Raw genomic sequence first — 25040 nt, forward strand, 5'->3', positions numbered from 1 at the left:
GGCGTTTCGTCAGAAACGCGGCCCAAAGGGGCGGGAGCACGTCCTATCTGTCATCCCCTCCGCCGGGGCCGATATCGTCCAGATAATCTTCGTCAATCGCGGCCTGCACCGCACCTGTCACCGCCTCGCGCTGTTTCGGCGTCAGGTCTTCGGGCGCTTTCTCATCGGCCAGACGCACCGTTACCTCGCGGTGCGCAAACCGGATACCTTCGCGGGCGAACAATTCGCGGATTTCCTGATAGACCTTTTTGCGCACCAACCACTGATCACCCGGCTTGGTCATGAACTTGACGCGGATGATCATCGCTGAATCCTGCATCTCGATCACACCCTGCGACTTGAGCGGCTGGATAAAATTGTCGCCGATGACCGGATCGCTCAGCAATTGCTGTCCCAACTTCTTGATCAGCTTGCGCACCTTCTCGACATCGGTGTCATAAGTCACACGCAAAGGCAGCTTCATGATCACCCAGTCGCGGGAATAGTTGGTCAGCACTTTGATCTCACCGAAGGGAATGGTGTTCAGCGCACCCAAGTGGTGGCGCAGCTGGAACGACCGGACCGATATTTTCTCGACAGTGCCTTTCACATCACCAATGTCGATATATTCCCCTTTGCGGAACGCATCATCCATCAGGAAAAACGCCCCCGAGAAAATATCCCGCACCAGCGTCTGCGATCCAAACCCAACGGCCAGACCCACAACACCCGCGCCCGCAAACAGGGGGCTGACATTGATGCCCATTTCCATCAGCGCGATCAGCGCGATGGTTACGACAACCACCGCCAAGATCGCCCCCCGGAACAGAGGCAGCAGAGTGGCTAGACGGCTTTGCCCGCCTTCGCCACCTTCATCGCCCAGCTCGGCCTCGGCCCCGCCATCGTCAATCTCTTCAGCAATCTTGCTGTCAATCCAGATGCGGAAGAAATGGAACAGGACATAGCCAATGAAGATGATCACCATCACGTCCAGGAAACGCTCGATAGGCAGTTCCTCGCTCCAGCTGGCATCCGGGTTCCAGATGACGACCAGCGCATAAAGCCCAACCACAAAGGCCAGAATACCAGCCACACGGCGCGCCAGATCCTCGTACGTCACGATGGAATGCGCGCGTTTTTCGGCCAGAGGGGTCTCGATTAACTCCTCCTCGGGCGCATCGGCGTCTTCGGCGTTCATCTCCTCCATCTGACGGTTGCGGTCGAAATACCGCTCAAGCAGATAGTTCATCGCACCGTAAGCGATCACCACCGACATAAAGATGGCATAGCTACTGGCCACGATCGGGATCGAGTTCTGGTTTTCAAGCACCAGATCGACAGCCAGTTTGAACCAGCTGAACACGATATAGACGATCAGCACAGGTGCCCAAGCCAGCGAGATGAAACGCAGGATCCACGACACTTGTTCCTTGGTACGTCCGCCCCGGATGGCATGGGAAATGGCACGCCCATTGAACGCGATCATCAGCAAATTGCCCAACGCACCAAACATGGTCAGGCCGCCATAGACCATGGCATAAACGTTATAGTTCAGCCCGAAATCCGCGACCCAGGTCGAAAACATCACGACCGAGATGTCATAGGTCGCAATCGCCGAAGCCCAGATATAAAGCCGTTTGGCGTCCCGGTCCGAAAACGGCGGCAGGCGGTACTGGCTAAGATAGGGCGACAGCACCATACGCCACAGATCGGACACCGTGCGCGACAGGAAGAAGGCCGCGAATATCGCCGTGACCGTGAACTGGATCGAGATATCTTCGGCCTCGCCGAAAAACAGGAACCCGACGATCAGGGCCATCAGCATGGCAAAGATCGTACCCCCGATCCCCATAAGGAAACGGAACACCAAAAACGGCATTTTTTCGCGGTAGCCCTGCGGGTTTTCCTTGGATCGCGCGACCACGATTCCCTTGGCGATGCGCTTGCCGTAAATCTCAGTTGACAGCCACCGTCCCAGCAACAGGAACAGGATGTTCCAGAACAACACCTCGACATAGGTCTGTATTCGGCCATCGGGGCTGGTTTGGCGCAGGACGTATTTCACCTCGAAAATCGAATAAGGCAGCGCCTCAAGCCGCGACTGCATCGACTCGCGGAATTTCGAAAACCGCTCCTGCGCCTTCATCAATTGCGACCCATCGGCCATCGGGTCGCCTGCGGCGTCCTGATTGGCCTGTGCCGGTGCACCCGACGATACGATTTTCCCCGCACTGTCGATGACGATAACGCTGGCACCAGCCTCGGTTGCTGAGCGGATCGCAGCAGCCAGATCCCCATCTTCCGAGGCCTCGTCGGTGCTGTCCGCACCCGTTGTGTAGCCGGGAATGAGAGAAGTTTGCGCTTCAGCTCCGCCTGCAAAAGTCAACGCGATTGCCCAGGTCAACAGCGCAAAAACGGCAAATAATCTTGTTGTCATCGGGTCTTTCATCCACGTCCGCATTTGCCCCGCAGCCTATAGAAGCACAATCCCGTGTTCAAATGCTCAACAGATGTCGACCCCAGTTCGTCTTTCCACGTGTTCCCACCGCAATAGCGGTGACCGAAGTATTTCCATCGCGATGGAAAGTGAATAAGACCGGGCCGGACAACAATTGAGGTTTTCGACCCGGAACCTGATGTAAAGCAAAGCGACGTTGGGCCATTTCATTGCAACATGTAGCCAAATCGCAATGTTTGTCGGTTTTGACCCGCCGGAACCGCGTTTTTTGCAAGCCGACCGAAAACAAATACGATAGAAGTGCACCCGCGCGGACATGCACCAAGACACGGACACAGGCAAAAGTATGAGCCTTAAAAGAAAACAGAAAATAGCCGGACGTGCGCCCCGTATTCTGTTCTACAGCCACGACACCTTTGGTTTGGGTCATCTGCGCCGCTCGCGTGCTCTGGCCGCTGCAATGACACAGGCGGACCCTTCGGCCTCGGCACTGATCCTGACCGGCTCGCCCGTTGCCGGGCGGTTTACCTTTCCGCGTCGGGTGGATCACGTTCGTCTACCCGGTGTTACAAAACGCGCTGACGGGTCCTATGCCTCACAGACCATGGGCATGGGTATCGAAGAAGTGACCGAACTACGCTCGGGTTTAATCCGAACGTCAGTGCAGCAATTCGATCCGGATGTGCTTATCGTCGACAAGGAACCTACCGGCTTCCGGGGCGAGCTGCTGCCGACCCTTGACTGTCTGATGCAAAGCAGAAGAACCAAAATGGTCCTTGGATTGCGCGACGTTCTGGATGAGCCCGAGGTTCTGGCCGCTGAATGGGATCGTAAAGAGGCGGTCGCTGCAACCGAGGCCTATTATGACGAGATCTGGGTCTATGGGCTACGCTCGATCTACGACCCGACACGTGGCCTACCGCTGAGCCCCGAGGTACAATCGCGCATCCATTGGACCGGCTATCTGCGCCGTGATCTTGGCCCCGTGGGCGAACCGCCCGAGCAGCCATATATCCTGATCACCCCCGGAGGGGGCGGCGACGGCAAGGCGATGGTGAACCTTGTTCTGTCGGCTTACGAAAAAGACCCCACCCTGTCGCCCCGCGCCGTGCTGGTCTATGGTCCGTTCCTGTCGGGCGAGTTGCGGGACGATTTCGAAACGCGCGTTGCGGCGTTGAACGGTCGCGTGACTGCTGTCGGTTTTGAATCCCAGATTGAAACCCTGTTTGCCGGGGCCGCCGGTGTCGTCTGCATGGGCGGCTACAACACGTTCTGCGAAGTGCTGTCCTTTGACAAACGCGCCGTCATTGTTCCTCGCACGACCCCGCGTCTGGAACAGTGGATTCGCGCCTCGCGCGCAGAAGAGCTGGGGCTGGTGCGGATGCTGGACGAAAGCCGCGATGGCCTGACTCCCGAGGCAATGATTGCAGCCATTCGCGCCCTGCCCGATCAGCCCCTGCCGTCCCAAGCCATTGGCGACGGGCTGTTGGACGGGCTGGACTATGTCACGGACCGCGTTGACGCCCTGCTGAACGGAGAACAGGAACGGGCTATCGGATGACATCTGCGCCTCCTAATCTGGCGGTGCTGGTCAAAGGGTGGCCGCGCCTGTCGGAAACGTTCATCGCTCAGGAACTGGTTGCATTGCAGGATGCGGGCCATCGGTTCGACATCTGGTCACTACGCCATCCCACCGACGTCAAACGCCATCCGCTGCATGACCGGTTTAAGGGTCAGGTGCATTACCTGCCCGAGTATCTGTATCAGGAACCCCAACGCGTCTGGGCCGCGCGCCGTGCCGCGCAGGCCCTGCCCGGTTATGCCGAGGCCTACCGGATCTGGCGTGCAGATCTGCGCCGCGACCCGACTCACAACCGCATTCGCCGCTTTGGTCAGGCTTGCGTGCTTGCCGCTGAATTGCCGCAGGACACGCGGGTCATGTATGCGCATTTCATGCACACGCCGTCCTCGGTCGCGCGCTATGCCGCCATTATGCGCGACCTGCCGTGGAGCTTTTCCGCCCACGCCAAGGATATCTGGACCTCGCCCGACTGGGAAAAAGCTGAAAAGCTTCAGGCCAGCACCCATGGTGCTGCCTTTGGTGCAACCTGCACCGCCATCGGCGCCACGCACCTGCGCAACCTGGCCGACGATCCCAAGCGTGTCGATCTGATCTATCACGGGCTGGACCTGAGTCGTTTTCCGGACCCGCCCGAGCGCACGCAGCGCGCGCCTGACGCGCCGTTTCACATGATCTCGGTCGGGCGGCTGGTCGAGAAAAAGGGCTTTGACCGCCTGATCGACGCCTTCGCGCTGTTGTCCGAGGCTCTTGACTGGCACTGGACGCATATCGGCGGCGGCACGCTGGCCGAAACGCTGGCCGGGCGTGCCGAAGATGCCGGGCTTGCAGCGCGGATCACCTGGAAAGGGGCCTGCGACCAGCCCGAAGTTATCGAAGCCATGCGCAAGGCCGATCTCTTCGTCCTGCCCAGCCGCATCGCCGCCGACGGCGACCGGGACGGCCTGCCCAATGTACTAATGGAGGCCGCCTCGCAAAAGCTGCCAATCCTATCCACACCGGTTTCGGCCATACCAGAATTTATCGACACCGGAATCCATGGCCTGTTATCCGAAGATGCGCCCGCCGCACTGGCCGCAGCGATCACCAGGATGGCGCAAGACCCTGCTAAGGCGATGCAGATGGCCGGTAACGCCTATGACCGCCTGATCGCCGAATTCCGCATGGATCCCGGCATTGCTTTGCTGTCAAAACGACTAAGCGCATTGGGGGCGGACCGGGGCTGATGGCACGCGTTGCGTTCTACACGCCGATGAAATCCCCTGACAGCCCGGTGCCGTCCGGCGACCGGGAAATGGCGCGTAACCTTTTGGCAGCGATTGGTGCGCAGGGGGACGCGGTCGATCTGGTCTCGCATCTGCGCGTTTTCGACAAAACCGGCGACGCTCAGGTCCAGGATAAGCTGCGCACCGAGGCTGACGCCGAGGTCCAACGCCTGGTCCATACGCTCGCCCCAGATACCGCCCTTTGGGTGACGTATCACAACTATTACAAGGCACCTGACTTGCTGGGCCCGCGGGTCAGCCGGGCGCGGAAAATCCCCTATGTGCAACTGGAAAGCACGCGCGCGACCAGCCGTCTAACCGGCCCCTGGGCAGGGTTCGCCCAAGCCGCCCATGAGGCCTGCGATGCGGCGCAGGTGATCTTCTACCACACGGCCAACGATCTGATCACACTGGCACGTGAAAGACACAGGTCACAGCAGCTGATCGAATTGCCGCCCTTCCTGCCTCGCGCGGACCTTCCGGGTGCGGCGGTTTGTGAAGGCCCTATGCTGGTCGTCGGGATGATGCGGCACGGGGACAAGCTGGCCTCGTACCAGATTCTGGCACAGGCTCTGGCGTTGCTGGACGGCGCGTGGTCTCTGGATATCGCGGGCGATGGCCCGGCGCGGGCCGAGGTTGAGGCTCTGATGGCACCTTTTGGGGCGAAGGTTCGTTTTTTGGGCCAGTTGGACCGCGCCGATATGCAGGCGCACTATCAAAAGGTGTCGCTGCTCGTCTGGCCCGGCGTAAACGAAGCCTACGGCATGGTCTATCTTGAGGCGCAATCCTGCGGCCTGCCGGTCGTTGCGCAAGACCGTCCGGGCGTGCGCGACGTTCTGGCCCCGTCGGACTACCCAACGGTCGAGGACGGCCCGGCCGGGTTGGGGCACCGGTTGCAAACCCTGTTGGCCAATCCCTCACTGCGCCGAGACATTGGCGCTGCGGCCCAAGCGCATGTTGCCGCGCGCCATCTTCAACCCGCCGCCACCAAACGCTTCTGGCAAGCGGTGCGACCCCTGATCGGGGGGCAGAAATGACCCGGCTTGCCTTGCTCCGCCATGGTCATACGGCATGGAACCGCGCCGGGCGTATCCAAGGGCGCAGCGATATTCCATTGGATGACGCGGCCCGGTCCGAGCTTGCGACTTACGCATTGCCCGCGCCTTGGGATCAGGCGGCGCTTTGGTCCAGCCCCCTGAAACGCGCGCAGGAAACAGCGCGTCTGGTGGCCGGGCGCGACCCTCTGACCGCAGAGGCGCTGACCGAGATGAATTGGGGCGATTGGGAAGGGTTGCGCGGCGTTGATTTACTGGCTGAGCCCGACAGTGGCTATCGACATATCGAAGATTGGGGGTGGGACTTCCGCCCCCCAAACGGCGAAAGTCCGGCCGAAGTTCGCGACCGTCTACGCCCGTGGTTAGGTTGCCTGACGGGCGACACGGTTGCTGTCTGCCATATCGGCATCATGCGGGTCATTCTGGCGCAAGCTTGGTCTTGGGAATTTGATGGACCCGCCCCTTTCAAAATCAAACGGAACCGGCTTTATATCATTGACATGAAGACCATGCGCGCCCAGACCGAACCTCTCCGCCTGATCAAAAGGGATGGCGCGGCATGAAGGTGATGATCGTCGTCACTCATCTGTTGGGCACGGGGCACCTGAGCCGCGCACTGACATTGGGGCGCGCGTTTGTGCAAGACGGCCATCAGGTTCTGGTGGTAACGGGCGGAATGCCTGCGCCGCAGCTGAATGTGACGGGCATGACCTTGCTGGGTCTGCCGCCGCTGCGCTCGGACGGAACAGATTTCACCCGGCTGCTGACCCAGACCGACGAAGTTGCCGATGTAGCATATCTGGCCGGGCGGCAGGCAGCTCTGGTTGAGGCGGTGCGCAGTTTTGCCCCTGATGTGCTGATAACCGAACTATTTCCGTTTGGCCGACGGTCCCTGAGCGCTGAGTTCATCGCCTTGCTCAAGGCCGCCTTTGCACTGCCCAAACGACCGGTGATTTTGGGCTCGATCCGGGACATCCTTGCGCCGCCCTCAAAACCAAGCAAAGCCACGCGCGCAGAAGAGATCGTGCTGACCACATACGATGGGGTTCTGGTGCATTCTGACCCGCAGATGGTTTCGCTGGACGTAAGCTGGCCAGTGTCAGAGCGGTTGCGCCCAAGGCTGTACTACACCGGGTTTGTCGCCCCGGAGGCGGCCCCTCCACACCCCGACGCGTTGGGGCAAGGTGAGGTTCTGGTCAGCGCGGGCGGAGGCTCGGTCGGGCAGCCGATCTTTCGCGCGGCCATCGAGGCCGCCCAAAAGATGACCAACAGGCGCTGGCGCCTGCTGGTTGGGGGGCAGGACGCTCAGGTGCGCATTGCTCAACTGTCGGATTTGGTGGGCATCGCCAATGTCACCGTGGAACCCGTGCGACCCGATTTTCGCCAGATGCTGCGCCACGCCGCAGCCTCGATTAGCATGTGCGGCTACAATACAGCACTTGATATTCTTCAGGCCGCGACACCTGCGGTCTTTGTCCCGTTCGATGACGGCAATGAGGTCGAACAGACCCTGCGCGCCCAAAGCCTATCGGATCAGCCGGGGGTCGCATTGGTTGCCAGCCACGATCTGAGCGGTGCATCCCTTGCACAGGCTGTAGACCGCGTTCTGAACGCACCCGCGCGGCCCGTTCCCGACCACGGATTTGACGGCGCGGCCAAATCTGTCGAGATCGCCAAGGCTCTGCTGGAGCGTCGGGGATGAAGGTCGATTGGCACTCTCTGGAAGCAGAACTGGCACTGTGGCGGCAAGAGGGATTGTCACTGCCGCTTTGGTGGCGGGATGACGATGCGATCACCACAACCGCGCAATTGGAGCGTCTGACTCAGCTGTCCGACGCGCTTGGGCTGCCTGTTCATCTCGCCGTGATCCCACGGAATGCCGATCACGCTTTGGCCGACTATGTACAGGCACATTCAGCGCTGGTCCCAGTCGTCCACGGCTGGGCGCATCAGAACCATGCTCCGGCGGCCGAAAAGAAAGCCGAATTCCGGCTGCACCGACCCTTGCCCGAGATCATGAAAGACGCCAAAGCCGGGCTGGATAGGTTGACCACCCTGTTTGGGCACCGGCTACGGCCGCTATTCGTGCCCCCGTGGAACCGTATCGCGCCCGAAGTAGTGCAGAACTTGCCCACGCTGGGTTTCACAACACTTTCGACCGCGACACCGCGCAAAATCGCGCAAACCGCATCGGGGCTGGATCAGGTGAACACCCATCTAGACCCGATTGACTGGCGCGGCACGCGCGGGCTGATCGCGCCGGATCAGCTTGTCGTCCAGACCGTCGATCTGCTTCGCGACAGGCGTTTGGGACGCGCGGACAACGCCGAACCCTTCGGCTACCTGACCCATCATCTGGTTCATGATGACGACATCTGGACCTTCACCCATGACTTCTTGCGGCGGCTTCTGGATGGGCCCACGACCCTCTGGACTGCCCCCGAGACCTTACGGAGACCTCAATGAGCCGATTGGATTCCATGCTGCGCCGCCTGACTGCCCAGCGCGACGGGCTGAACTGGGCGGTCGCGCAGATAGCGGACCACCCCGGAGACGTTCTGGACATGGGTCTTGGTAATGGCCGGACCTATGACCACCTGCGCGAAATCCTACCCGACCGGCGCATCTGGGTGATGGACCGGGTGCTGCAATGCCACCCCTCCAGCACCCCCCCTGCCGAGGATTTCCTGCAAGGCGAAGCTGAACCCATGCTGGAAAAACTGGCCCAAGGCGGGCCGAAGATCGCCATGGCACACTATGATTTCGGGCGCGGCATCAAGGCCGATGACGTGGCCGAAGCCGCCCGCCTCAGCCCCTTGATCGCGCAGGTCATGTTGCCCGGAGGGCTGCTGATCTCAGGGCAACCACTGGTAGGTTTTGACCAAATCACCGGGCCTGAAACCATCGCGCCAGACCGCTACCTGTTCTATCGCGCCTGATCAGACTGATCTGACGCACCCAATCAGGCCACACGCCGTCCGCGCGACCAAACGCCGTTCAACGCAGGAGCACCCTCGCGCAGACGGAAGCGAATGACATCGGCGCGGGCACCTTCACGCAGCTCACCGCGATCCTGTAGACCCACAGCTTGTGCAGGTGTTTGCGTCACAGTGCGCAGACCACGCGCCATATTGCCCCACATATCGCCCAGGCGGGTTGCCGACAGCAGCAGCGCAGCGGGCACATAGTCTGACGACAAAATATCCAGATGGCCCAGATCAGCCAGTTCCTGCGCCGCAACATTGCCGGAATGAGACCCACCCCGGATCACATTAGGCGCCCCCATCATAACCTTGATTCCGTGATCGTGGCAGGCCCGGGCGGCCTCGACCGTGGTGGGGAATTCAGCCAGCGTGATGCCATGCCCCGCCGAAACGGCCACCTGATCCTGCGTCGTGTCATCGTGGCTGGCCAGCATCGCCCCGAACCGTTTGGCGGCCTTGACCGTCTCGACCTCGTGCTGATCGCCAAACCGATCGCGCAACGCCTTCAGTTGTGCCACGTGCTGCAGGAAGTCATCATCGTTCATGCCATGCTTGCCCTTCATGTAGGCCTCAAGCTGGGTCATATCGCGGAACTGCCTTTGGCCGGGCGTGTGATCCATCAGCGACACCAAACCGACACGATCCTCGGGGCCGAACTCGTCCAGCTCGGCCACGAGGGTTTCCGAGCAGACCTCGGCCCGCAGGTGTAGAAAATGGCTGATCTTCAGCGCATCCTGTTCGCGCAGATCCCACAGTTCGCGCGACAGCTCGCGGGCGTATTTCTTGTAGCGGTTGCCCGATGGGATCGAACCGATGCGCATGGCGTCGAACACAGTGGTGATCCCGGTGCTGGCCAGTTCCGCATCGTGCGCCAAAATCGCCGCCGCATGGGGCCAGTCGACTTTGGGGCGCGGCTGGATGTGGCGTTCCAGATTGTCCGTGTGCAGTTCGACCAGACCGGGGCAGACATAGTCGCCGCCGCAATCCACTGCGCCGGGCGGCACGGTTCTGCCCGTGGCGATCTCGGCGATGGTTTCACCGGTGACGCAGATGCTGCCTGTGACCGTCTCATCGGGCAGAACCAGCGTGGCATTGGCAAGGATCATTTCTTCTGTCATCTGAACTTCACACGGTCTGAGCTATTGGGTAGGCCACGGATAGGAGGCCAATGTGACATTCACGCGATACGCGATCTATTTTGCGCCACCCGAGGGGGCCGAGTGGACCCGGTTTGGCACAAGTTGGCTGGGCTGGGACGTTGAGACCGGCGCGACGGTCGCGCACCCCGATATCCCAGATGTTGACGTGGCTGCCGTCACGCAGGTGCCGCGCAAATACGGGCTGCACGCGACGATGAAGCCGCCGTTCCGGCTGCGCGACGGGCAATCCGTTCAAGCGCTGCGCGAGGCTTGCGCGCAGATGGCTGCTGCGCAGGCTCCGGTCACGTTGGAGGGGCTTGAGATCGCACGACTGGGCCGGTTCCTGGCCCTGCGCCCCAAAGGTGACGGGGCCGCGCTGAACGCGCTGGCCGCCGCCTGCGTGCGTGATCTGGACAGCTTCCGCGAGCCCGCATCCGAGGCCGAATTGCAGCGTCGTCGTGGCACCGGGCTGTCGCCAGCGCATGAGGGCAATCTGGTGCAATGGGGATACCCTTACGTGATGGACTCGTTCCGCTTTCACATCACCCTCAGCGGCAAGTTGGACAAACCGACGCTGGCCACCGTTCAGGATGCGCTGGACACGCGGCTTGCGCCCCTGCTGCCCACGCCGTTCCACATCACCGATCTGGCGCTGATGGGCGAGGCCGAGGACGGGCGGTTTCACCTGATCCATCGCTATGCCCTTTCCAGCTGAAGCTGGGTGATGATGGCGTTAACTGTCTGGTCCAGTGGGCCGGAATTGTCGATCTGCACCACCCGGCGCAATCCATCGGGCAGCGTGATCTGCGCGCGTTCAAGTCGACGAGCCTGATCCGTCGCACTTTCGCGCCCACGCGCCGACAGGCGCTGCGCCAGCACCCGCGGGTCGGCAGTCAGCGAGATCACGACCAGATCACCAAACACCTCTTGCGCGCGCAAAAGCACGGATCGGGACAGGTTCACCAAAACTGCATCCGCCTGCCCCCGCAGCTGCTGGATGCTTTGGGGCACCCCATACAGCAACCCATGGGCCGGCCAGTGCAGGGCAAAGGCATCCTCATCCACCATCTGCCGAAATGTACCTTCGGAGACCCGGTCGAAATCCTCACCCTCTTTGCCCTCGGGGCGGGTGATCACCCGGCGCATCCGGTGAATACGTGCGGAGCGCGCCTCCAGCGCCTCGATCACGCTGTCCTTGCCAACGCCCGAGGGTCCGACAACCGCGATGACCGGCGCAAGGGTCATGCCGCCAGCCCTGGTGTGAAATCCGAGACGTTGATCTCACGGTCGCACACCCGTTCACGCGCGCCGACATCGTGGAAAATGCCGATGATCGCCGCACCGCGCGCCTTCGCTTCTTCGATCAGGCTCAGCACGGTTTCACGGTTCTGCAAGTCCAGCGAGGCGGTGGGCTCATCCAGCAGCATCGCCGGATAGTCGTGCGCAAAGCCCCGCGCGATGTTCACGCGCTGCTGCTCACCGCCCGAAAAGGTCGTGGGGCTGAGCGTCCAGAGGCGCTCAGGAATGTTCAGCCGGGCCAGTAGCCCTGCCGCCTTGTCGAGCGCCGCCTGACGGTCGCATCCGACGGCCAGCAGAGGCTCGGCCACCACCTCAAGCGTCGGCACGCGCGGCACCACCCGCAGGAACTGGCTGACATAGCCCAGCGTCTCTCGCCGCAGGGCCAGAATTTCGCGTGGTTCGGCCTGAGCCACATCCACACCGCCCACCATGACTTGCCCCGAGGCGGCCAGATAGTTGCCGTAGATCACCCGCATCAGGGTGGATTTGCCCGCCCCGGACGCTCCGGTCAAAGCCACGCATTCCCCGGCTGCCACGCTGAGTGTCGCGCCCTCCATCACAGGGATCACCGCGCTGCCCTGATTGTGCAGGGTAAAGCTTTTGCTGACGTTGTTCAGTTCAATCATCTCTCACACCTGCAACACGCTTGAGACCAGCAACTGCGTGTACGCATGTTGCGGATCGTCCAGCACCTGATCGGTCAGGCCGGATTCGACCACATGACCGTCTTTCATCACCATCAGCCGGTCCGCCAACAGGCGCACCACGGCCAGATCATGCGTGACGATGATGGCGCTCAGCCCCATCTCGCGCACCAACCCGCGCAGCAAGTCCAGCAGACGCGCCTGAACCGAAACATCCAGCCCGCCCGTCGGTTCATCCATGAACACCAGCCGAGGCCCCGTCACCAGATTGCGCGCGATCTGCAACCGCTGCTGCATCCCACCGGAAAAGGCGGTGGGACGGTCATCAACTCGGTTCGCTTCGATCTCGACCCGGCCCAGCCAGTCGATGGCCTTGTCGCGGATGTCGCCATAGTGACGGTCACCGACGGCCATCAGACGCTCGCCAATATTGCCGCCCGCGCTGACCGACATGCGCAGCCCGTCGCGCGCGTGCTGGTGGACAAAGGCCCAGTCGGTGCGCCCAAGCATCCGACGTTCGGGTTCGGACATGGTCACCGTATCCACCGGCCCGTCGGTTCGTGTATCGAAAACAACCCGCCCCCCGTCCGGTTCCAGATGACCGGCCAGACAATTCAGCAACGTCGACTTGCCCGAGCCGCTTTCACCGACGATCCCCATAACCTCGCCGGGATAGAGATCAAAGCTGACGTCGGTACAGCCGATCCGGGTGCCATAGGTTTTACGGATGTTCTGAACGCTTAACAGCGGGGTCATGGGGTTACCTCGGATCATAGGCAAATTCGATCCGGTTGCCTCCGGGCTCTCGGATCATGAAATGGATTTTTGGCCCAGCACCCGAAGGTTCGGGGGCAAACTCCACCTGAATACCCGGCCAGTCTTTCACAGCGGCAAACACCACATCCAAAGACTCGCGCGATGGGATTTTGAACGCCACATGGTGCAGCCCTACATTGGCGTGGCGGTCAAAGCCGCGCTGATCGTCGCCCTTTTGCTGCCAAAGGGTCAGAACCGCCGAACCGTTGCTGATAAAGGCCGAGGGGTACTCGGGCCGTCCACCAACCACATCCCAGCCCAGCGCCTCGACAAAAAACGCCTTGGTCGCTTCGAGATCCGAAACGGTCAGGCCCAGATGATCAATTCCCAGAACGTGTTCGCGCATCATGCTGCATCCTCCTTGGCCAAACGCCCCTCATGCCCCGCCGCGCGGCGCGAGCGGCAGTAGTCGGTGTCGGAACAGACAAACATCCGGTTGCCCGCGTCATCCGTGATCACCTCGTCCAGATAGCTGTCTTCGGCCCCGCACAGGTCGCAGGGATGGTCTGCCTTGGTCGCCTCGAACGGATGGTCCTCGAAGTCGAGGCTGACGACCTTGGTGTGCGGCGGCACCGCATAGATGCGCTGCTCGCGCCCCGCGCCGAACAGCTGGATCGCGTCCATTTCCAGCTTGGGGTTATCGAATTTAGGGATAGGAGACGGATCCATCACATAGCGCCCGGACACTTTTACCGGATAGGCGTATGAAGTCGAAATTGCCCCGTGCTGACTAATATCTTCATACAGTTTCACATGCATCAGCCCGTATTCTTCAAGCGCGTGCATCTTGCGCGTTTCCGTCTCACGCGGTTCCAGAAAGCGCAGAGGCTCGGGGATCGGCACCTGATAGACCAGTATCTGATCCTCGGTCAGCTTGGCCTCGGGGATCCGGTGGCGGGTCTGGATGACAGTGGCCTTTTCGGTTTCTTCGGTGGTCGCGACCCCGGCGGTGTTCTCAAAGAACTTACGGATCGAGACCGCGTTAGTCGTGTCATCCGCGCCCTGATCAATCACCTTGAACGTATCATCCGGCGTCAGCGTCGCGGCCGAGACCTGCACCCCGCCGGTGCCCCAGCCATAAGGCATCGGCATCTCGCGGCTGGCAAAGGGCACCTGATATCCAGGTATCGCCAGTCCTTTGAGGATCGCCCGCCGGATCATCCGCTTGGTTTGCTCGTCGAGATAGGCGAAATTGTACTCACTCATAGTATTCCCCTCTCGGACAATTCAGTTTCCAGTGCTTCGGCGCCGACAAAATGAATAGCGTCCATTCCCACAGCACGCGCGCCTTCGACATTGTGCAAACCATCGTCGATGAACACGCAGTCTTGGGTCTGAACAGCGGCCCGTTCGCACAGAAGTCTAAAAATACGCGGATCAGGCTTCATGACGCCTTCCTGACCCGACACCACCAACGTGCCGAACACCTCACCCAACCGGGGATGCACTTTCAGACCCTCTGGCCAGGTTTCGGCCGACCAATTGGTAATAGCGTGGACGGGGGTTCCATTCGCCTTGAGGCGATCGAGGATATCCCAAGTGCCGTTAACCGCGTTCTGAACAGTGAGTGTATATCGCTCCACGTAGGAGGCGAACAGGTTCTGATCCTCCGGGTCCGCCAACTCTTTGGCCATATCGGCGAACCGCTCGCCATTGTCTCCCCGTGCGTTTTTGGCTTTGAACCCGGTGCGTTCGATAAAGGCATGGGCGGCGTCCTCGGACCCCAGATCGTCAACCCAGGCAAGATGGGGGTGCCAATCAACCAATACGCCGCCGATATCGAATACAACGACCTTCATTCCGCAGCCTCCTTGGGCGTGATCCGTTCCTCAGCCTCGCGGCGCAGTTTTCGGACCAATTCCAGTTCGGACTGGAAATCCACGTAATGCGGTAGCTTGATATGTTCCAAGAAACCGGTGGCCTGAATGTTGTCGGCATGGCTTAGGACAAATTCCTCATCCTGCGCGGGCGCGCCCAGATTGTCTTCGCCCAACTCCTCCCACCGCAAGGCGCGGTCGACCAGAGCCATGGCAATGGATTTACGCTCGGATTGACCAAAGACCAAACCATAACCGCGGGTGAACTGAGGTGGTTCGGTTTTTGAGCCCTTGAACTGGTTGACCGTCTCGCATTCGGTCAACTCGACTTCACCGATTTCGATGGCAAAGCCCAGTTCCGGAATATCCATCTCAACCGCGACGCTGCCAATTCGCAGTTCGCCCACGAACGCATGGTTGCGGGCGTATCCGCGTTGCGTGGAATACGCCATACCCAACACGAACCCTTCATCCCCGCGGGTCAGGGATTGCAGACGCAGGGGACGGGTCGAGGGGAACTCCATCGGTTCACGTGTCAGGTCGCCCGGTGTTTCGTCGCTTGTGAGCTCATCCTGAATGATGTCCTCACCCTTGAGGAATTCGGTGATATGTGGCGTTGGCTCGGTGCGCGGCGCGGCTTCGGGCGCAATCGGGTCGCCGCCTTCTGCGGCCAGTTTGAAATCCAGCAAACGATGGGTGTAGTCGAAGGTCGGCCCCAGCACCTGCCCGCCGGGCGCATCCTTGAACGTGGCCGAAATGCGCCGGTCGCAGGCCATATCGCCTGTCGCAACCGGGTTGGTGTACCCAAAGCGCGGCAGCGTCGTGCGGTAGGCTCGGATCAGGAAAATCGCCTCGATCAGATCTCCGCGCGCCTGTTTAATCGCCAGTGCAGCAAGATCAGGGTCATACAGCGACCCTTCGGCCATCACCCGGTTCACCGCAAGGCTTAGCTGTTCGCGGATTTGGGCGATGCTCAGCTCGGCCACATCCGGCGCGCCTCGGCGCTCTTCGGCCAGCCAGGCATGGGCGTTTTCAATCGCCTTCTCACCCCCTTTGACAGCGACATACATCGGTTACACCTCCGCGCTGATCTGGGTACTGCGCGGCAAGGCCGCCACGGTTGCACCAGATGTGAAGAAGAAATCGCAGCCCAGCGGATAAAGCGCCGCATTGGCTTGCAGCGCCGGAATATCAGGCAGCGACAGTCGGGCCGTGTCCCGGATGCCCGGCCCCGACAACTGGGCCCCCTGCGCACTCAGACCATCACACTCCACGATCAGGGTGGCCGAGCGGTCAGGATATTCTGCCGTCCCGATGCGGTACTGCCCGATCGGCAACAGCGCTTGCCACGTACCGACCACGAAGTCGGCCTGCGCTGCATCCGTAAAGGGTGCGCCGGTGTGGAATGTCAGCCATTGCCGCACGGCATCCGTGTCTAACTCTCCGGCCAGACAAACCTTGGTGTCGGGGTCGCACAATGTCAGCAGCAACGTGCCCGCCGCAACCGACAGCGGCGCAGGTGGCTGTGCCCCGGCCAGCGTTCTGATCTCACCGGGCCGCGCCATAACGGTCATCGCGGCGCGAAAGGCGTGAGACGACTGAACCGGAGCATTCTCGAACCCACCCGAAAACTGAGCTTGTGCGGTCATCAATCCTCTCCCCGAACCAGTGTGAAGAACTCAACTTTGGTGGCAGCAGCTTTGGCCGCGCGCCGGGTGTTGTCTGCCTGCACACGTTCTGACAAAGGGGCGATCACTTGGGCACGGACTTCATCCGCCGCAGCAGTTTGCATCAACGCGTCAATCAGCGCGGCAGCCTCAGATTTTGGCTTCGACCGGCCCTGGACATAGCCGTGCCCGACCGTGCCATCCTCCAACACCACCGAACACCGGGTGACGGTCATTTCCCCAAGGTTGAATGGGGCGCCCGTTGCCCCTGCACGACCCTGCACCATAACGCCGCCGATTTCAGGGCGTCGCAGCCATTCAAAGCGCGGAGGCGCGGCATATTTCTGCCAAAGGGCCATTAATGCGTCTTCGGGCGCGCGGGCCAGAAGACCCATCCACGCCCGACGCGCTTCGGTGTTGATTTCTGACAATTCCGTCATCGGACCCTCTTGGATGGGTTGTCTATTTATACTATACAACTAGACAAATATTACACCTCAACGGTACCTTCCGCAATCCACCGGTGCATGAAGATTTGATGACATGAGTAAAACACCCATCTGGAAAAGCATCGCGTTGGCACTGATCTCAGATATTGCCGAAGGCCGCTATGACACCGGCGACCGACTTCCGACCGAGGCGCAACTGGCCGCCAAGCATGGTGTGAACCGCCATACGGTGCGACGCGCTCTGGCAGACCTGACCGAGCAAGGGCTAGTTCACCCCCGGCGCGGAGCAGGTGTCTTTGTGGCAGCGCGACCCACCGACTATCCGATCGGAAAACGCGTCAGGTACCACCAAAGCATATCGGCCAGCGGAAAAATTCCGGGCAAGAAAATCCTGAGCCTGACAACGCGAACGTCCGATGCGGCCGAGGCCGAGGCCCTGAGTCTGACCCCCGGCGATCCGGTGCACGTCTATGACGGCTTGTCTTTAGCGGATGGTCAGCCGATCGCTCTGTTTCAAAGCGTCTTTCCGGCCAAGCGCCTGCCCAATATTCTGACCGCCTTGTCCGAGACACAATCCGTGACCAAAGCATTGCAACGCTGTGGGATCGACGACTACACCCGCCACTCCACCCGCCTGACCGCACGCGCCGCGAGCGCAACCCAGGCTTTGCACCTGCGCTTGCCCGAGGGTGCCCCTGTCCTGCATTCGATCGGTATCAACATAGCGCCCGATGGCACACCCATCGAATATGGCCGCACCACATTTGCCGGTGAGCGCGTTACTCTGACACTTGGGGATGATTGAGCCCAAAATGCTCCCGCCCGTCTTCAACCTCCTGCCGGAGGTCTCATCCCGTTGGGCATAGCGCCGCGCAAAGCGCGGCGCCGGGCCCAAGGCCGCCAGCGGGTATCGGCGTAGCCGATGCGTGCGCGGGCGCGGGAGGACCACGCCCACACATGTTGCGGCTACTCGTATTTCTCGAGGAACGCTTCCGCCTGCAGCGACCGGAAATCCGGAAGCGCAGCCCGCAGGCGCGCATTGTCCCAATCCCACCAGGCCAAGGCCAGCATTCGTTCCGCGACGCCAGCGGGGTATCTCGGCCGGATCGGAGCAGCCGTCACACCACCTACAATGGTGTATGGTGTGACATCCTTGGTCACGACCGCGCCTGAGGCCACAATCGCACCGTGACCAATTGTGACTTCGGGTTTGATGATCGCAGCATGGCCGACCCATGTGTCATGACCAATCACGGTCATCCGACTGGCGCGATGTTCGAACCAAGCTGCATCATCTTCTACGTCATCCCAATAATCCGCCGAACGATACAGGAAGTGATGCAACGAGGCTTTCTCCATCGGGTGATCCGTTGCACCGACTCGGGTAAAACTGGCGATGTTGGCAAACTTGCCGATCTGTGCGTTCGCGATATCACAGGTCCTGTCACAATATGAATAGTCCCCAAGCTCCACATTGGCCAATCGCGTCCCGGCACCAATTTCGACATACGCGCCGAATGTGCTGTTGGTGATCGCACAATCTGGGTGGATAAACGGTTGATCGGAACTCAGTCGTGCCATGTGATTTCCTTAGCTCGCGGATAAAGCGATCTTTGCCTTTTTCCGTTGCGGCTTCGTTTCGCCCTGGATCAATCGGCGGCGCAACCAGCCCGAGAACCAATCCATCAGCATCACCATCAGGATGATCAGAACGATGTAGTAGGCAACCTCTTCCCAGTCTTTCTGGGTGATGATGGCCTGCGTCAGCAACAAGCCGATCCCACCGCCCGTAATCGCACCAATCACAGTGGCGCTGCGCGTGTTGGATTCGAGGAAATAGAGCAACTGGCTGAGCAGCACCGGCGTCACCTGCGGGATCACCCCGAACCGATAACGTTGCGGCGCATTGGCTCCGGTCGATTGGACGCCTTCGATCTGTTTTTGATCCACATTCTCCAGCGCTTCCGAAAAAATCTTGCCGAACGTCCCCGTGTCTGTCACCAGAATGGCCAGCGCACCCGTCAGCGGACCGGGTCCGAATGCCCGCGCCAGAACGACGGTCCAGATCAGAGCGTCCACACCGCGCACAAAATCAAACACCCGGCGCGTGAGAAACCGAACCGAACGCAGCGGGTTGAAATTGCGGGTCGCAAGAAAAGCCAGCGGCAGGGCCACAATGCTTGCCCCCAAGGTTCCGAGGAAGGCCATCAGGATCGTCTCGAAAATGGCCCAGGCCACGTCCTGATGGCGCCACATCTTGTTGGTCCAGAAATCATTCAGGATCGCGCCCGCCTCACCATTTGCGGCCAGCCCAATGAGTTGCGGGAACGACTTGCCATAGTAGGGGCTATCGAGGGTGAAGAAGAACAGCTCCCACCCGTTGAAATAGCGGAACACTTCGGACCGGTTGCGCGTCACGGTCAGGCGGCCGGCATCCGTGGTGATCGCCATCCGGTTCTTTGAGACATTGATCCAGTCGGGCACGTCGCCTGCGGGCAGCTCGGCCTGAACACCCGCCGAACGGGTCGGCGTAGCACGCACCGTGCCATAACCGGGGATGTCATATTCCACCGTCTCGGGGCCGAACCGCACGATATGGCCGTCTTCCAGATCAATCACCGTGGTCTCGCCCAGAGCGACCCAATCCGGCGCTTGGCCTTCGGGATATGCACCCTTGCGCTCACCTTCGATTGCAGCCGAGACTTCACCTGTGCGATTGTCACGCTCGATGTGGGTTTTGTAACTGTAGCTGTCAGCCACCAGCGTCTTGCCGTTTTCCCAGTTGGCGCGTCCGGCCAATCCGGGCACGTCGAAAGCGAAAAACACATAGGTCAGATAGACCAGCACCAACGCAGGCAATCCAAAATTGATCAGGCGCTTTCGGCTGAATAGACGATCAGCCTCGGCCTTCAGCTCATCAAGGGTGAGGTCAGTGGCGAAGGTGCTCATGCCCGCGCTCCTTTCTCGGATCCGTGGGTTAGGCGATCACGCAGATGGCCCGAGATTTGGTCGACCACAACGATGGTGACGAACAACAGCAAGAAAATCGCGGCGGCCTGATCGTACTTGCCCTGCCCCCAGGACATCGAGTTACGCAGCTCATAGCCAAGACCACCTGCACCGACGAAACCCAGAATGGCCGAGGCGCGAATGTTGATCTCGAACCGCAGCAGCGCGTAGCTGACATAGTTCGGCCCAACCTGAGGGATCACGCCCAGGTACATGCGCTGCGACCAGTTCGCGCCGACCGAAGCCAAACCCTCGACCGGTTTCAATGAGGCGTTCTCATTCACCTCAGAAAACAACTTGCCCAGTGCGCCAGCCGTATGGATTGCAATGGCGATCATCGCCGGAACCGGGCCGCCACCCAGAATAAAGATCAGGACCAGAGCGATCACGATTTCAGGGATAGCGCGACAGATATCGGCGATACGCCTAAACAGGGGGATCAGCGCGGGCCAAAGCGCCATTCCACGTGTGGACATCAGCGCAAGGAACGTACCCGCAATGGTGCCGATCAGCGTAGATGCGGCGGCGATGTTGATCGTTTCAATCAGCGCAGGGAAGAACTTGACCAGATTGGCGGGCAACGCGTCGATCTTTTCCCAGGCTTCGGACAGCACCTCTGCCGGGTAGTCAAAGATACGGTGCCAACCATCCGCGAAACTACCGGCATTGCGGTCATCCGCCGTACGAAACCCGGCAACCATCAAAGCCACGAAAACAATCAGAAGAATACCACCATAGACCCGCTTGCGTCGTGTCATCTCGGTATAGTCGGCCCGGATCTGGTCGACGGTCGGGGACCCTGCGGTCAGGTCTGTCATGGAATGCTCCTGAGTGGAAAACGGGGCCCGGCTTGGAACACCGGACCCCGGTCTTTGGGGTGTGCAGGCTTAGTTGGACTTCAGCTTGCGCGCTTCGATGATGATCTCATACGCGTCATGCGTGATCGGCTCGAACGCGCGGGCTTCACCGGCGGCAACGCCGTAGAAGCACTCACGGTCTTTCTCAGCCAGACCAGCCATCAGAGCGGTCATTTTCTCTTTTACATCTGCAGGCAGCGCGGTGCGCAGAACAACCGGACCTTCGGGGATCGGCTTGGATTTCCAAATCTGGACCATGTCGTTCATGTCGACCAGACCGGCATCAACAGCGCGACGCAGCGCGCCCGACTGATACCCATCTTCCCAATCGCCCAGGCCGTCAGCCCAAGTTACGCCACCATCGACGTCACCGTTGTTCACGGCAACGATGGTCTGCTCGTGGCCACCGGTGAATTTCACCTCACCGAAATAGTCGCCCGATTCCATGGTGGAACCCGTTGCCGCTGGGATTTCGATCGACGGGATCAGGTAGCCCGAGGTCGAGTTCGGATCGCCAAAACCAAAGGTCTTGCCCTTCATGTCCTCCAGCGAGGTGATGCCGCTGTCTTTGCGCGCAAAACCGATCGAGAAATAGCCATAACCGCCATCGGTGTTGACCTTGACCAGAACCGGCTCGACCGCTTCGGGATCAGACAAGTAGGTTTTCGCATAACCCGAAGCACCCAGCCACGCCATGTCGATGGTGCCGCCCAGTAGGCCCTGGATCACGCCGTCATAGTCAGCTGGTGCAAACAGTTTGGTTTCAACACCCAGTGTTTCCTCGGTGTATTCGCGCAGGCATTCGTTGTTGTTCAGACGGTCCTGAGCGTTTTCACCGCCCAGAATGCCGATGCGGAATTCGTTGATATCCGCGGCCAGGGCCGGCGCGGCCATTGCAGTTGTGGCCGCTAGGGCTGCCATCAGTTTTTTCATCTGTTTCTCTCCGGTTTGATATGCCGGCCTTTCATCGGCCGGTCGATGAAAGGGGTAGTTGGCTTAGATGGTTGCTTCTGCTTCCATCAGGGCCTTCTGAGTCGCATCCAGCGTCTCAATCTCGGTCGATGTCGCCTCTTCCGAGAAGCTGGCATCAGCGCCATAGATCTCGCGGGCGACGCCGGTTGTCAGTTGCTCAGGCAGGCCGTCGAACACGATGCGACCGTCACGCATACCGACAACGCGGTCGCAATAGCGACGAGCCGTATCCAGCGTGTGTAGGTTGGCGATTACTGTGCGGCCGTCTTCTTCATGGATGCGGCGCAGTGCCTGCATGACGACCTGCGCATTCATCGGGTCCAGCGAGGCAATGGGTTCGTCCGCCAGAATTATGCTTGGATCCTGCATCAGCGCGCGCGCAATGGCGACCCGCTGTTGCTGCCCACCTGACAGCGCCTCGGCCCGTTTGGGTGCGTGCTCTGCAATGCCCAGACGGTCAAGAATATCGATGGCGCGGTGAATTTCCTCCATCGGAAATAGGTTAAACATGGTCGCCAATGTCGAATGGCGGTTCAGCGTACCATGCAGCACGTTCGACACCACATCCATGCGCGGCACCAGATTGAACTGTTGGAAGATCATCGCGCAATCGGCCTGCCAGGCACGCTTGTCGCGGCCCTTCAGCTTGGTGACATCACGTCCTTGGAAAGTGATCTCGCCTTCGCTGGCGTCCGTCAGGCGGTTGAACATCCGCAGCAAGGTCGATTTCCCTGCACCGGAACGACCGATGATCCCGATCATGCAAGGTTTGTCCACGTCCAGCGTGGCCCGGTCCACGGCGATATTGTCGCCAAAGCGCTTGGTCAGTTTTTCGATACGCAGCACGTGCCACCCCCAATACATGTTGGCGGTCAGCTACAGATCCTGCTCAACGAATATGTGTCAGGGCAGTGAAATTTTTGTAACGGCGCAAAATGCGCGGGGGCTACCCTTTGTAGGACGTCGGCGGTATATGCGACGACGACTCTACTGATGACATGAGGCCGCCATGAGCTTTGACCGCACCATCAAGATCGCACCGTCGATTCTGTCCGCCGATTTCGCCAATTTCGGCGCCGAGATTCAGGCCATCGAAGCCCAGGGCGCCGATTGGGTCCACGTGGATGTGATGGACGGTCATTTCGTACCTAACCTGACCTTCGGCCCTCCGGCGGTCAAAGCGTTCCGACCGCATGTGAAAACAGTTATGGATGTCCATCTGATGATCACTCCGGTCGATCCCTACATTCAGGCCTATTCCGATGCCGGTGCCGACATCCTGACCGCGCACATTGAGGCAGGGCCGCACACTCACCGAACCCTGCAAGCGATCCGCGCTGCTGGCATGAAGGCTGGTGTTGCCCTGAACCCTGGCACCCCGGCCGAGGCGGTCGAACACCTGTTGGACCTGACTGATCTGGTTTGTGTGATGACCGTGAACCCCGGTTTTGGCGGGCAGAAATTCATCGACATGACCGACAAGGTCCGCCGTCTGCGCCAGATGATCGGCGACCGCCCCATTCATATTGAGATCGACGGCGGCGTCGATCCAAACACCGCCCCACTGGTCGCGGCGGCTGGTGCCGACGTTCTGGTCGCAGGGTCGGCTGTGTTCAAAGGCGGATCAGTCTCGGCCCCCGAGGTATATGGCCAGAACATCCGTAACGTGCGTGCCGCCGCAGAATCAGCACTTTAACGCCTGCGGGCCATGCACCTGCTGCACTGCGGCTATGTCTGATTTCAGCTACCTAACCGCATAAGCTGCGATTAGGTTTCGGACTGTCAGAATTCAAACCTATGGCGTGTTTCCATGTCCAAACCCTCCTCACCCCGCCCGTACAGCTTTAACCCCGTTGGCATGACCGGGCGCTTGCCGCATAGACTGCGCACGGCACTGGTCAAGCTGTCCAAGGCCCGTTCTTCGGTGCGGCGCATCCGGGCCTATTGGGTCATGAGCGATCAGGACCTGCGCGCACGCAGCTTGAAACGCGAAGACATCATCCGACTGGTTCTGGCGGACGTGATCTAAACGCAGCCCCATTAAAGGTGGTTTGTGGCGCAGGGCTCAGGAGCATCCCTGCGCTATTTGGCTTTGCTTGTCATTCGGGACAGTTTTGCGTCCCGATAGTCAAATTTGGCGCTATCATAGGGCGCGAAGATCGCGTCGCAATCCGTGGCTTCTGGTGATGGAGGTCGAATGAAATCGTGCAGTTCGAAGCCCTTCTCGGCCATCACCGCCACGAAGTCACTGAACCTATAACCACCCTGGTATCGCCGCCGAACCGAGACCTCGGCCAGAACAAAGGCGCAGTTTTGCAGCATTTCGCTTGCGCCCCTGATCACCTCAATCTCGAACCCTTCAGTATCGATCTTCAGGCCAAAAGGCCCATCGTAAGAACGCGCAATCTCATCCAAAGTGCGGACGGGCACCTGTCTTTCCTCTATGCCCGACGTATGCGTACTGGCGGCTTCGTCAAAGGCCATCATCGTGGCGCGCGTTCCCAACACTCGGCCAGCAACTGTCGGTATATGAAGGGTCGTCTGCCCGTTTTCCGCGCCAACGCCACAGGCATGGAAGTCGAAATCAATTTTGTCGCCCCAATTCTTGCGCAGCTTAATTTCATAGTCCGCGATCGGCTCGACCAGAACAAATTTCGCCTTTGGAAAGGCCTCATACAGATGAGAGGTGCCCGACGCGACGCCAACATCGAAAATAGTGGCGGCCTCAAAGCCCAGGCTTGCGATATAGTCCCCGCTCTCTCTATTGACCGATACTTGATAGCCCCGACGTTTCAGACGCCGAGCCAATCGAATTTCGATGTCATCCATAGGTGAATTCTCCGTTGGCGCGCCTAACACAGTCGGCGAAGCAGTCGAGCTAAAGAAACATCGCTTTGCCACAAGCACAACGAAAAAGGCCGCCCCCTGTGGAACGGCCTTCTTTAGTTCAACGTTTAGGCCCGAGATTATTCGACGAATAATCTCAGCACCTTCACCGATTACTCAGTGATTTTCGACACAACGCCGGCGCCGACGGTGCGGCCGCCTTCG

The 25040-nt window shown here is 60.1% G+C and carries 28 protein-coding genes; 11 read left to right on the forward strand and 17 right to left on the reverse strand.

What is annotated here, in order from left to right; all coding sequences use genetic code 11:
* Positions 1–43: 43 nt before the first annotated feature.
* Complete coding sequence (locus tag ACR0CA_RS04600; RefSeq protein WP_480897560.1) at positions 44–2416, reverse strand: mechanosensitive ion channel domain-containing protein; 2373 nt, start codon at positions 2414–2416, stop codon at positions 44–46.
* 367 nt (positions 2417–2783) lie between these two features.
* Between ACR0CA_RS04600 and ACR0CA_RS04605 the strand changes: the two genes are divergently transcribed.
* From ACR0CA_RS04605 to ACR0CA_RS04635, 7 genes are read left to right on the forward strand one after another with little or no spacing between them, the layout of a single operon-like run.
* Positions 2784–3998, forward strand: coding sequence for a glycosyltransferase family protein (locus ACR0CA_RS04605; protein ID WP_170769877.1), 1215 nt, complete (start codon positions 2784–2786; stop codon positions 3996–3998).
* Entirely contained in the window at positions 3995–5242 is a 1248-nt protein-coding gene (locus ACR0CA_RS04610) for a glycosyltransferase (RefSeq protein ID WP_480897561.1), read from the forward strand. The genes ACR0CA_RS04605 and ACR0CA_RS04610 overlap by 4 nt, the downstream gene beginning before the upstream one ends.
* Positions 5242–6318: a glycosyltransferase family 4 protein gene (locus ACR0CA_RS04615; protein WP_480897563.1), complete on the forward strand. Its 1077-nt coding sequence runs from the start codon at positions 5242–5244 to the stop codon at positions 6316–6318. The genes ACR0CA_RS04610 and ACR0CA_RS04615 overlap by 1 nt, the downstream gene beginning before the upstream one ends.
* On the forward strand, positions 6315–6899 hold the full coding sequence (locus tag ACR0CA_RS04620; RefSeq protein ID WP_480897564.1) for a histidine phosphatase family protein: 585 nt from the start codon (positions 6315–6317) through the stop codon (positions 6897–6899). Before ACR0CA_RS04615 ends, ACR0CA_RS04620 begins: the two co-directional genes overlap by 4 nt.
* Positions 6896–8038: a glycosyltransferase family protein gene (locus ACR0CA_RS04625; RefSeq protein WP_480897566.1), complete on the forward strand. Its 1143-nt coding sequence runs from the start codon at positions 6896–6898 to the stop codon at positions 8036–8038. The genes ACR0CA_RS04620 and ACR0CA_RS04625 overlap by 4 nt, the downstream gene beginning before the upstream one ends.
* Positions 8035–8802: a polysaccharide deacetylase family protein gene (locus ACR0CA_RS04630; RefSeq protein ID WP_480897567.1), complete on the forward strand. Its 768-nt coding sequence runs from the start codon at positions 8035–8037 to the stop codon at positions 8800–8802. The genes ACR0CA_RS04625 and ACR0CA_RS04630 overlap by 4 nt, the downstream gene beginning before the upstream one ends.
* Positions 8799–9275, forward strand: a complete 477-nt coding sequence (locus tag ACR0CA_RS04635; protein ID WP_170782954.1) for a class I SAM-dependent methyltransferase — start codon at positions 8799–8801, stop codon at positions 9273–9275. Before ACR0CA_RS04630 ends, ACR0CA_RS04635 begins: the two co-directional genes overlap by 4 nt.
* Positions 9276–9298: 23 nt before the next feature.
* Here the strand turns inward: ACR0CA_RS04635 and ACR0CA_RS04640 are convergent, their stop codons facing one another.
* Positions 9299–10438, reverse strand: coding sequence for an alpha-D-ribose 1-methylphosphonate 5-triphosphate diphosphatase (locus ACR0CA_RS04640; RefSeq protein ID WP_480897568.1), 1140 nt, complete (start codon positions 10436–10438; stop codon positions 9299–9301).
* A 52-nt stretch (positions 10439–10490) separates the two neighbouring features.
* Between ACR0CA_RS04640 and ACR0CA_RS04645 the strand changes: the two genes are divergently transcribed.
* Entirely contained in the window at positions 10491–11174 is a 684-nt protein-coding gene (locus tag ACR0CA_RS04645) for a DUF1045 domain-containing protein (protein ID WP_480897569.1), read from the forward strand.
* Here ACR0CA_RS04645 and phnN read toward each other — a convergent pair.
* From phnN to phnG, 9 genes are read right to left on the reverse strand one after another with little or no spacing between them, the layout of a single operon-like run.
* Entirely contained in the window at positions 11156–11704 is a 549-nt protein-coding gene (gene phnN / locus ACR0CA_RS04650) for a phosphonate metabolism protein/1,5-bisphosphokinase (PRPP-forming) PhnN (RefSeq protein WP_480897570.1), read from the reverse strand. The two genes, ACR0CA_RS04645 and phnN, sit on opposite strands and share 19 nt — an antisense overlap.
* Entirely contained in the window at positions 11701–12384 is a 684-nt protein-coding gene (gene phnL, locus ACR0CA_RS04655) for a phosphonate C-P lyase system protein PhnL (RefSeq protein WP_480897571.1), read from the reverse strand. The genes phnN and phnL overlap by 4 nt, the downstream gene beginning before the upstream one ends.
* Before the next feature lie 3 nt (positions 12385–12387).
* Positions 12388–13158: a phosphonate C-P lyase system protein PhnK gene (gene phnK, locus ACR0CA_RS04660; protein ID WP_480897572.1), complete on the reverse strand. Its 771-nt coding sequence runs from the start codon at positions 13156–13158 to the stop codon at positions 12388–12390.
* A gap of 4 nt (positions 13159–13162) precedes the next feature.
* Positions 13163–13567, reverse strand: a complete 405-nt coding sequence (locus tag ACR0CA_RS04665; RefSeq protein WP_480897573.1) for a VOC family protein — start codon at positions 13565–13567, stop codon at positions 13163–13165.
* A complete protein-coding gene (locus ACR0CA_RS04670; protein WP_480897574.1) occupies positions 13564–14424 on the reverse strand; it encodes an alpha-D-ribose 1-methylphosphonate 5-phosphate C-P-lyase PhnJ in 861 nt (286 codons plus the stop codon). The genes ACR0CA_RS04665 and ACR0CA_RS04670 overlap by 4 nt, the downstream gene beginning before the upstream one ends.
* Complete coding sequence (locus tag ACR0CA_RS04675; RefSeq protein ID WP_480897575.1) at positions 14421–15017, reverse strand: HAD family hydrolase; 597 nt, start codon at positions 15015–15017, stop codon at positions 14421–14423. The genes ACR0CA_RS04670 and ACR0CA_RS04675 overlap by 4 nt, the downstream gene beginning before the upstream one ends.
* Complete coding sequence (locus tag ACR0CA_RS04680; protein WP_480897576.1) at positions 15014–16105, reverse strand: carbon-phosphorus lyase complex subunit; 1092 nt, start codon at positions 16103–16105, stop codon at positions 15014–15016. The genes ACR0CA_RS04675 and ACR0CA_RS04680 overlap by 4 nt, the downstream gene beginning before the upstream one ends.
* 3 nt (positions 16106–16108) lie before the next feature.
* Positions 16109–16684: a phosphonate C-P lyase system protein PhnH gene (gene phnH, locus ACR0CA_RS04685; protein WP_480897577.1), complete on the reverse strand. Its 576-nt coding sequence runs from the start codon at positions 16682–16684 to the stop codon at positions 16109–16111.
* Positions 16684–17142 (reverse strand): phosphonate C-P lyase system protein PhnG, encoded by a 459-nt coding sequence (gene phnG / locus ACR0CA_RS04690; protein WP_480897578.1) that lies wholly within the window; start codon positions 17140–17142, stop codon positions 16684–16686. Before phnG ends, phnH begins: the two co-directional genes overlap by 1 nt.
* A gap of 103 nt (positions 17143–17245) precedes the next feature.
* Here phnG and phnF point away from each other — a divergent pair, with 103 nt between their 5' ends.
* The gene (phnF, locus tag ACR0CA_RS04695) at positions 17246–17956 is read left to right on the forward strand and encodes a phosphonate metabolism transcriptional regulator PhnF (protein WP_480897579.1); all 711 of its coding nucleotides are present in this window, start codon (positions 17246–17248) and stop codon (positions 17954–17956) included.
* Between the two features lie 161 nt (positions 17957–18117).
* Here the strand turns inward: phnF and ACR0CA_RS04700 are convergent, their stop codons facing one another.
* The 5 genes from ACR0CA_RS04700 to phnC form a co-directional block, all read right to left on the reverse strand.
* On the reverse strand, positions 18118–18732 hold the full coding sequence (locus tag ACR0CA_RS04700; protein ID WP_170782966.1) for an LbetaH domain-containing protein: 615 nt from the start codon (positions 18730–18732) through the stop codon (positions 18118–18120).
* 9 nt (positions 18733–18741) lie between these two features.
* Positions 18742–20100: a phosphonate ABC transporter, permease protein PhnE gene (phnE, locus tag ACR0CA_RS04705; protein ID WP_480897580.1), complete on the reverse strand. Its 1359-nt coding sequence runs from the start codon at positions 20098–20100 to the stop codon at positions 18742–18744.
* Positions 20097–20978, reverse strand: a complete 882-nt coding sequence (gene phnE, locus ACR0CA_RS04710) for a phosphonate ABC transporter, permease protein PhnE (RefSeq protein WP_480897581.1) — start codon at positions 20976–20978, stop codon at positions 20097–20099. The genes phnE (ACR0CA_RS04705) and phnE (ACR0CA_RS04710) overlap by 4 nt, the downstream gene beginning before the upstream one ends.
* 69 nt (positions 20979–21047) lie before the next feature.
* Positions 21048–21950: a phosphonate ABC transporter substrate-binding protein gene (gene phnD, locus ACR0CA_RS04715; protein WP_480897582.1), complete on the reverse strand. Its 903-nt coding sequence runs from the start codon at positions 21948–21950 to the stop codon at positions 21048–21050.
* 63 nt (positions 21951–22013) lie between these two features.
* Positions 22014–22835 (reverse strand): phosphonate ABC transporter ATP-binding protein, encoded by an 822-nt coding sequence (gene phnC / locus ACR0CA_RS04720; RefSeq protein WP_480897583.1) that lies wholly within the window; start codon positions 22833–22835, stop codon positions 22014–22016.
* A gap of 163 nt (positions 22836–22998) precedes the next feature.
* Here phnC and rpe point away from each other — a divergent pair, with 163 nt between their 5' ends.
* Together rpe and ACR0CA_RS04730 are read left to right on the forward strand one after the other, a co-directional pair.
* Positions 22999–23685, forward strand: a complete 687-nt coding sequence (rpe, locus tag ACR0CA_RS04725; protein WP_480897584.1) for a ribulose-phosphate 3-epimerase — start codon at positions 22999–23001, stop codon at positions 23683–23685.
* 114 nt (positions 23686–23799) lie between these two features.
* Positions 23800–24018, forward strand: a complete 219-nt coding sequence (locus ACR0CA_RS04730) for a hypothetical protein (protein ID WP_480897585.1) — start codon at positions 23800–23802, stop codon at positions 24016–24018.
* A gap of 53 nt (positions 24019–24071) precedes the next feature.
* On the opposite strand, the gene ACR0CA_RS04735 is transcribed toward ACR0CA_RS04730, so the two are convergent.
* Positions 24072–24818, reverse strand: coding sequence for an FkbM family methyltransferase (locus tag ACR0CA_RS04735; protein ID WP_480897586.1), 747 nt, complete (start codon positions 24816–24818; stop codon positions 24072–24074).
* Positions 24819–25040 lie beyond the last annotated feature (222 nt).

The sequence above is a fragment of the Ruegeria sp. F12 genome (assembly GCF_056533885.1).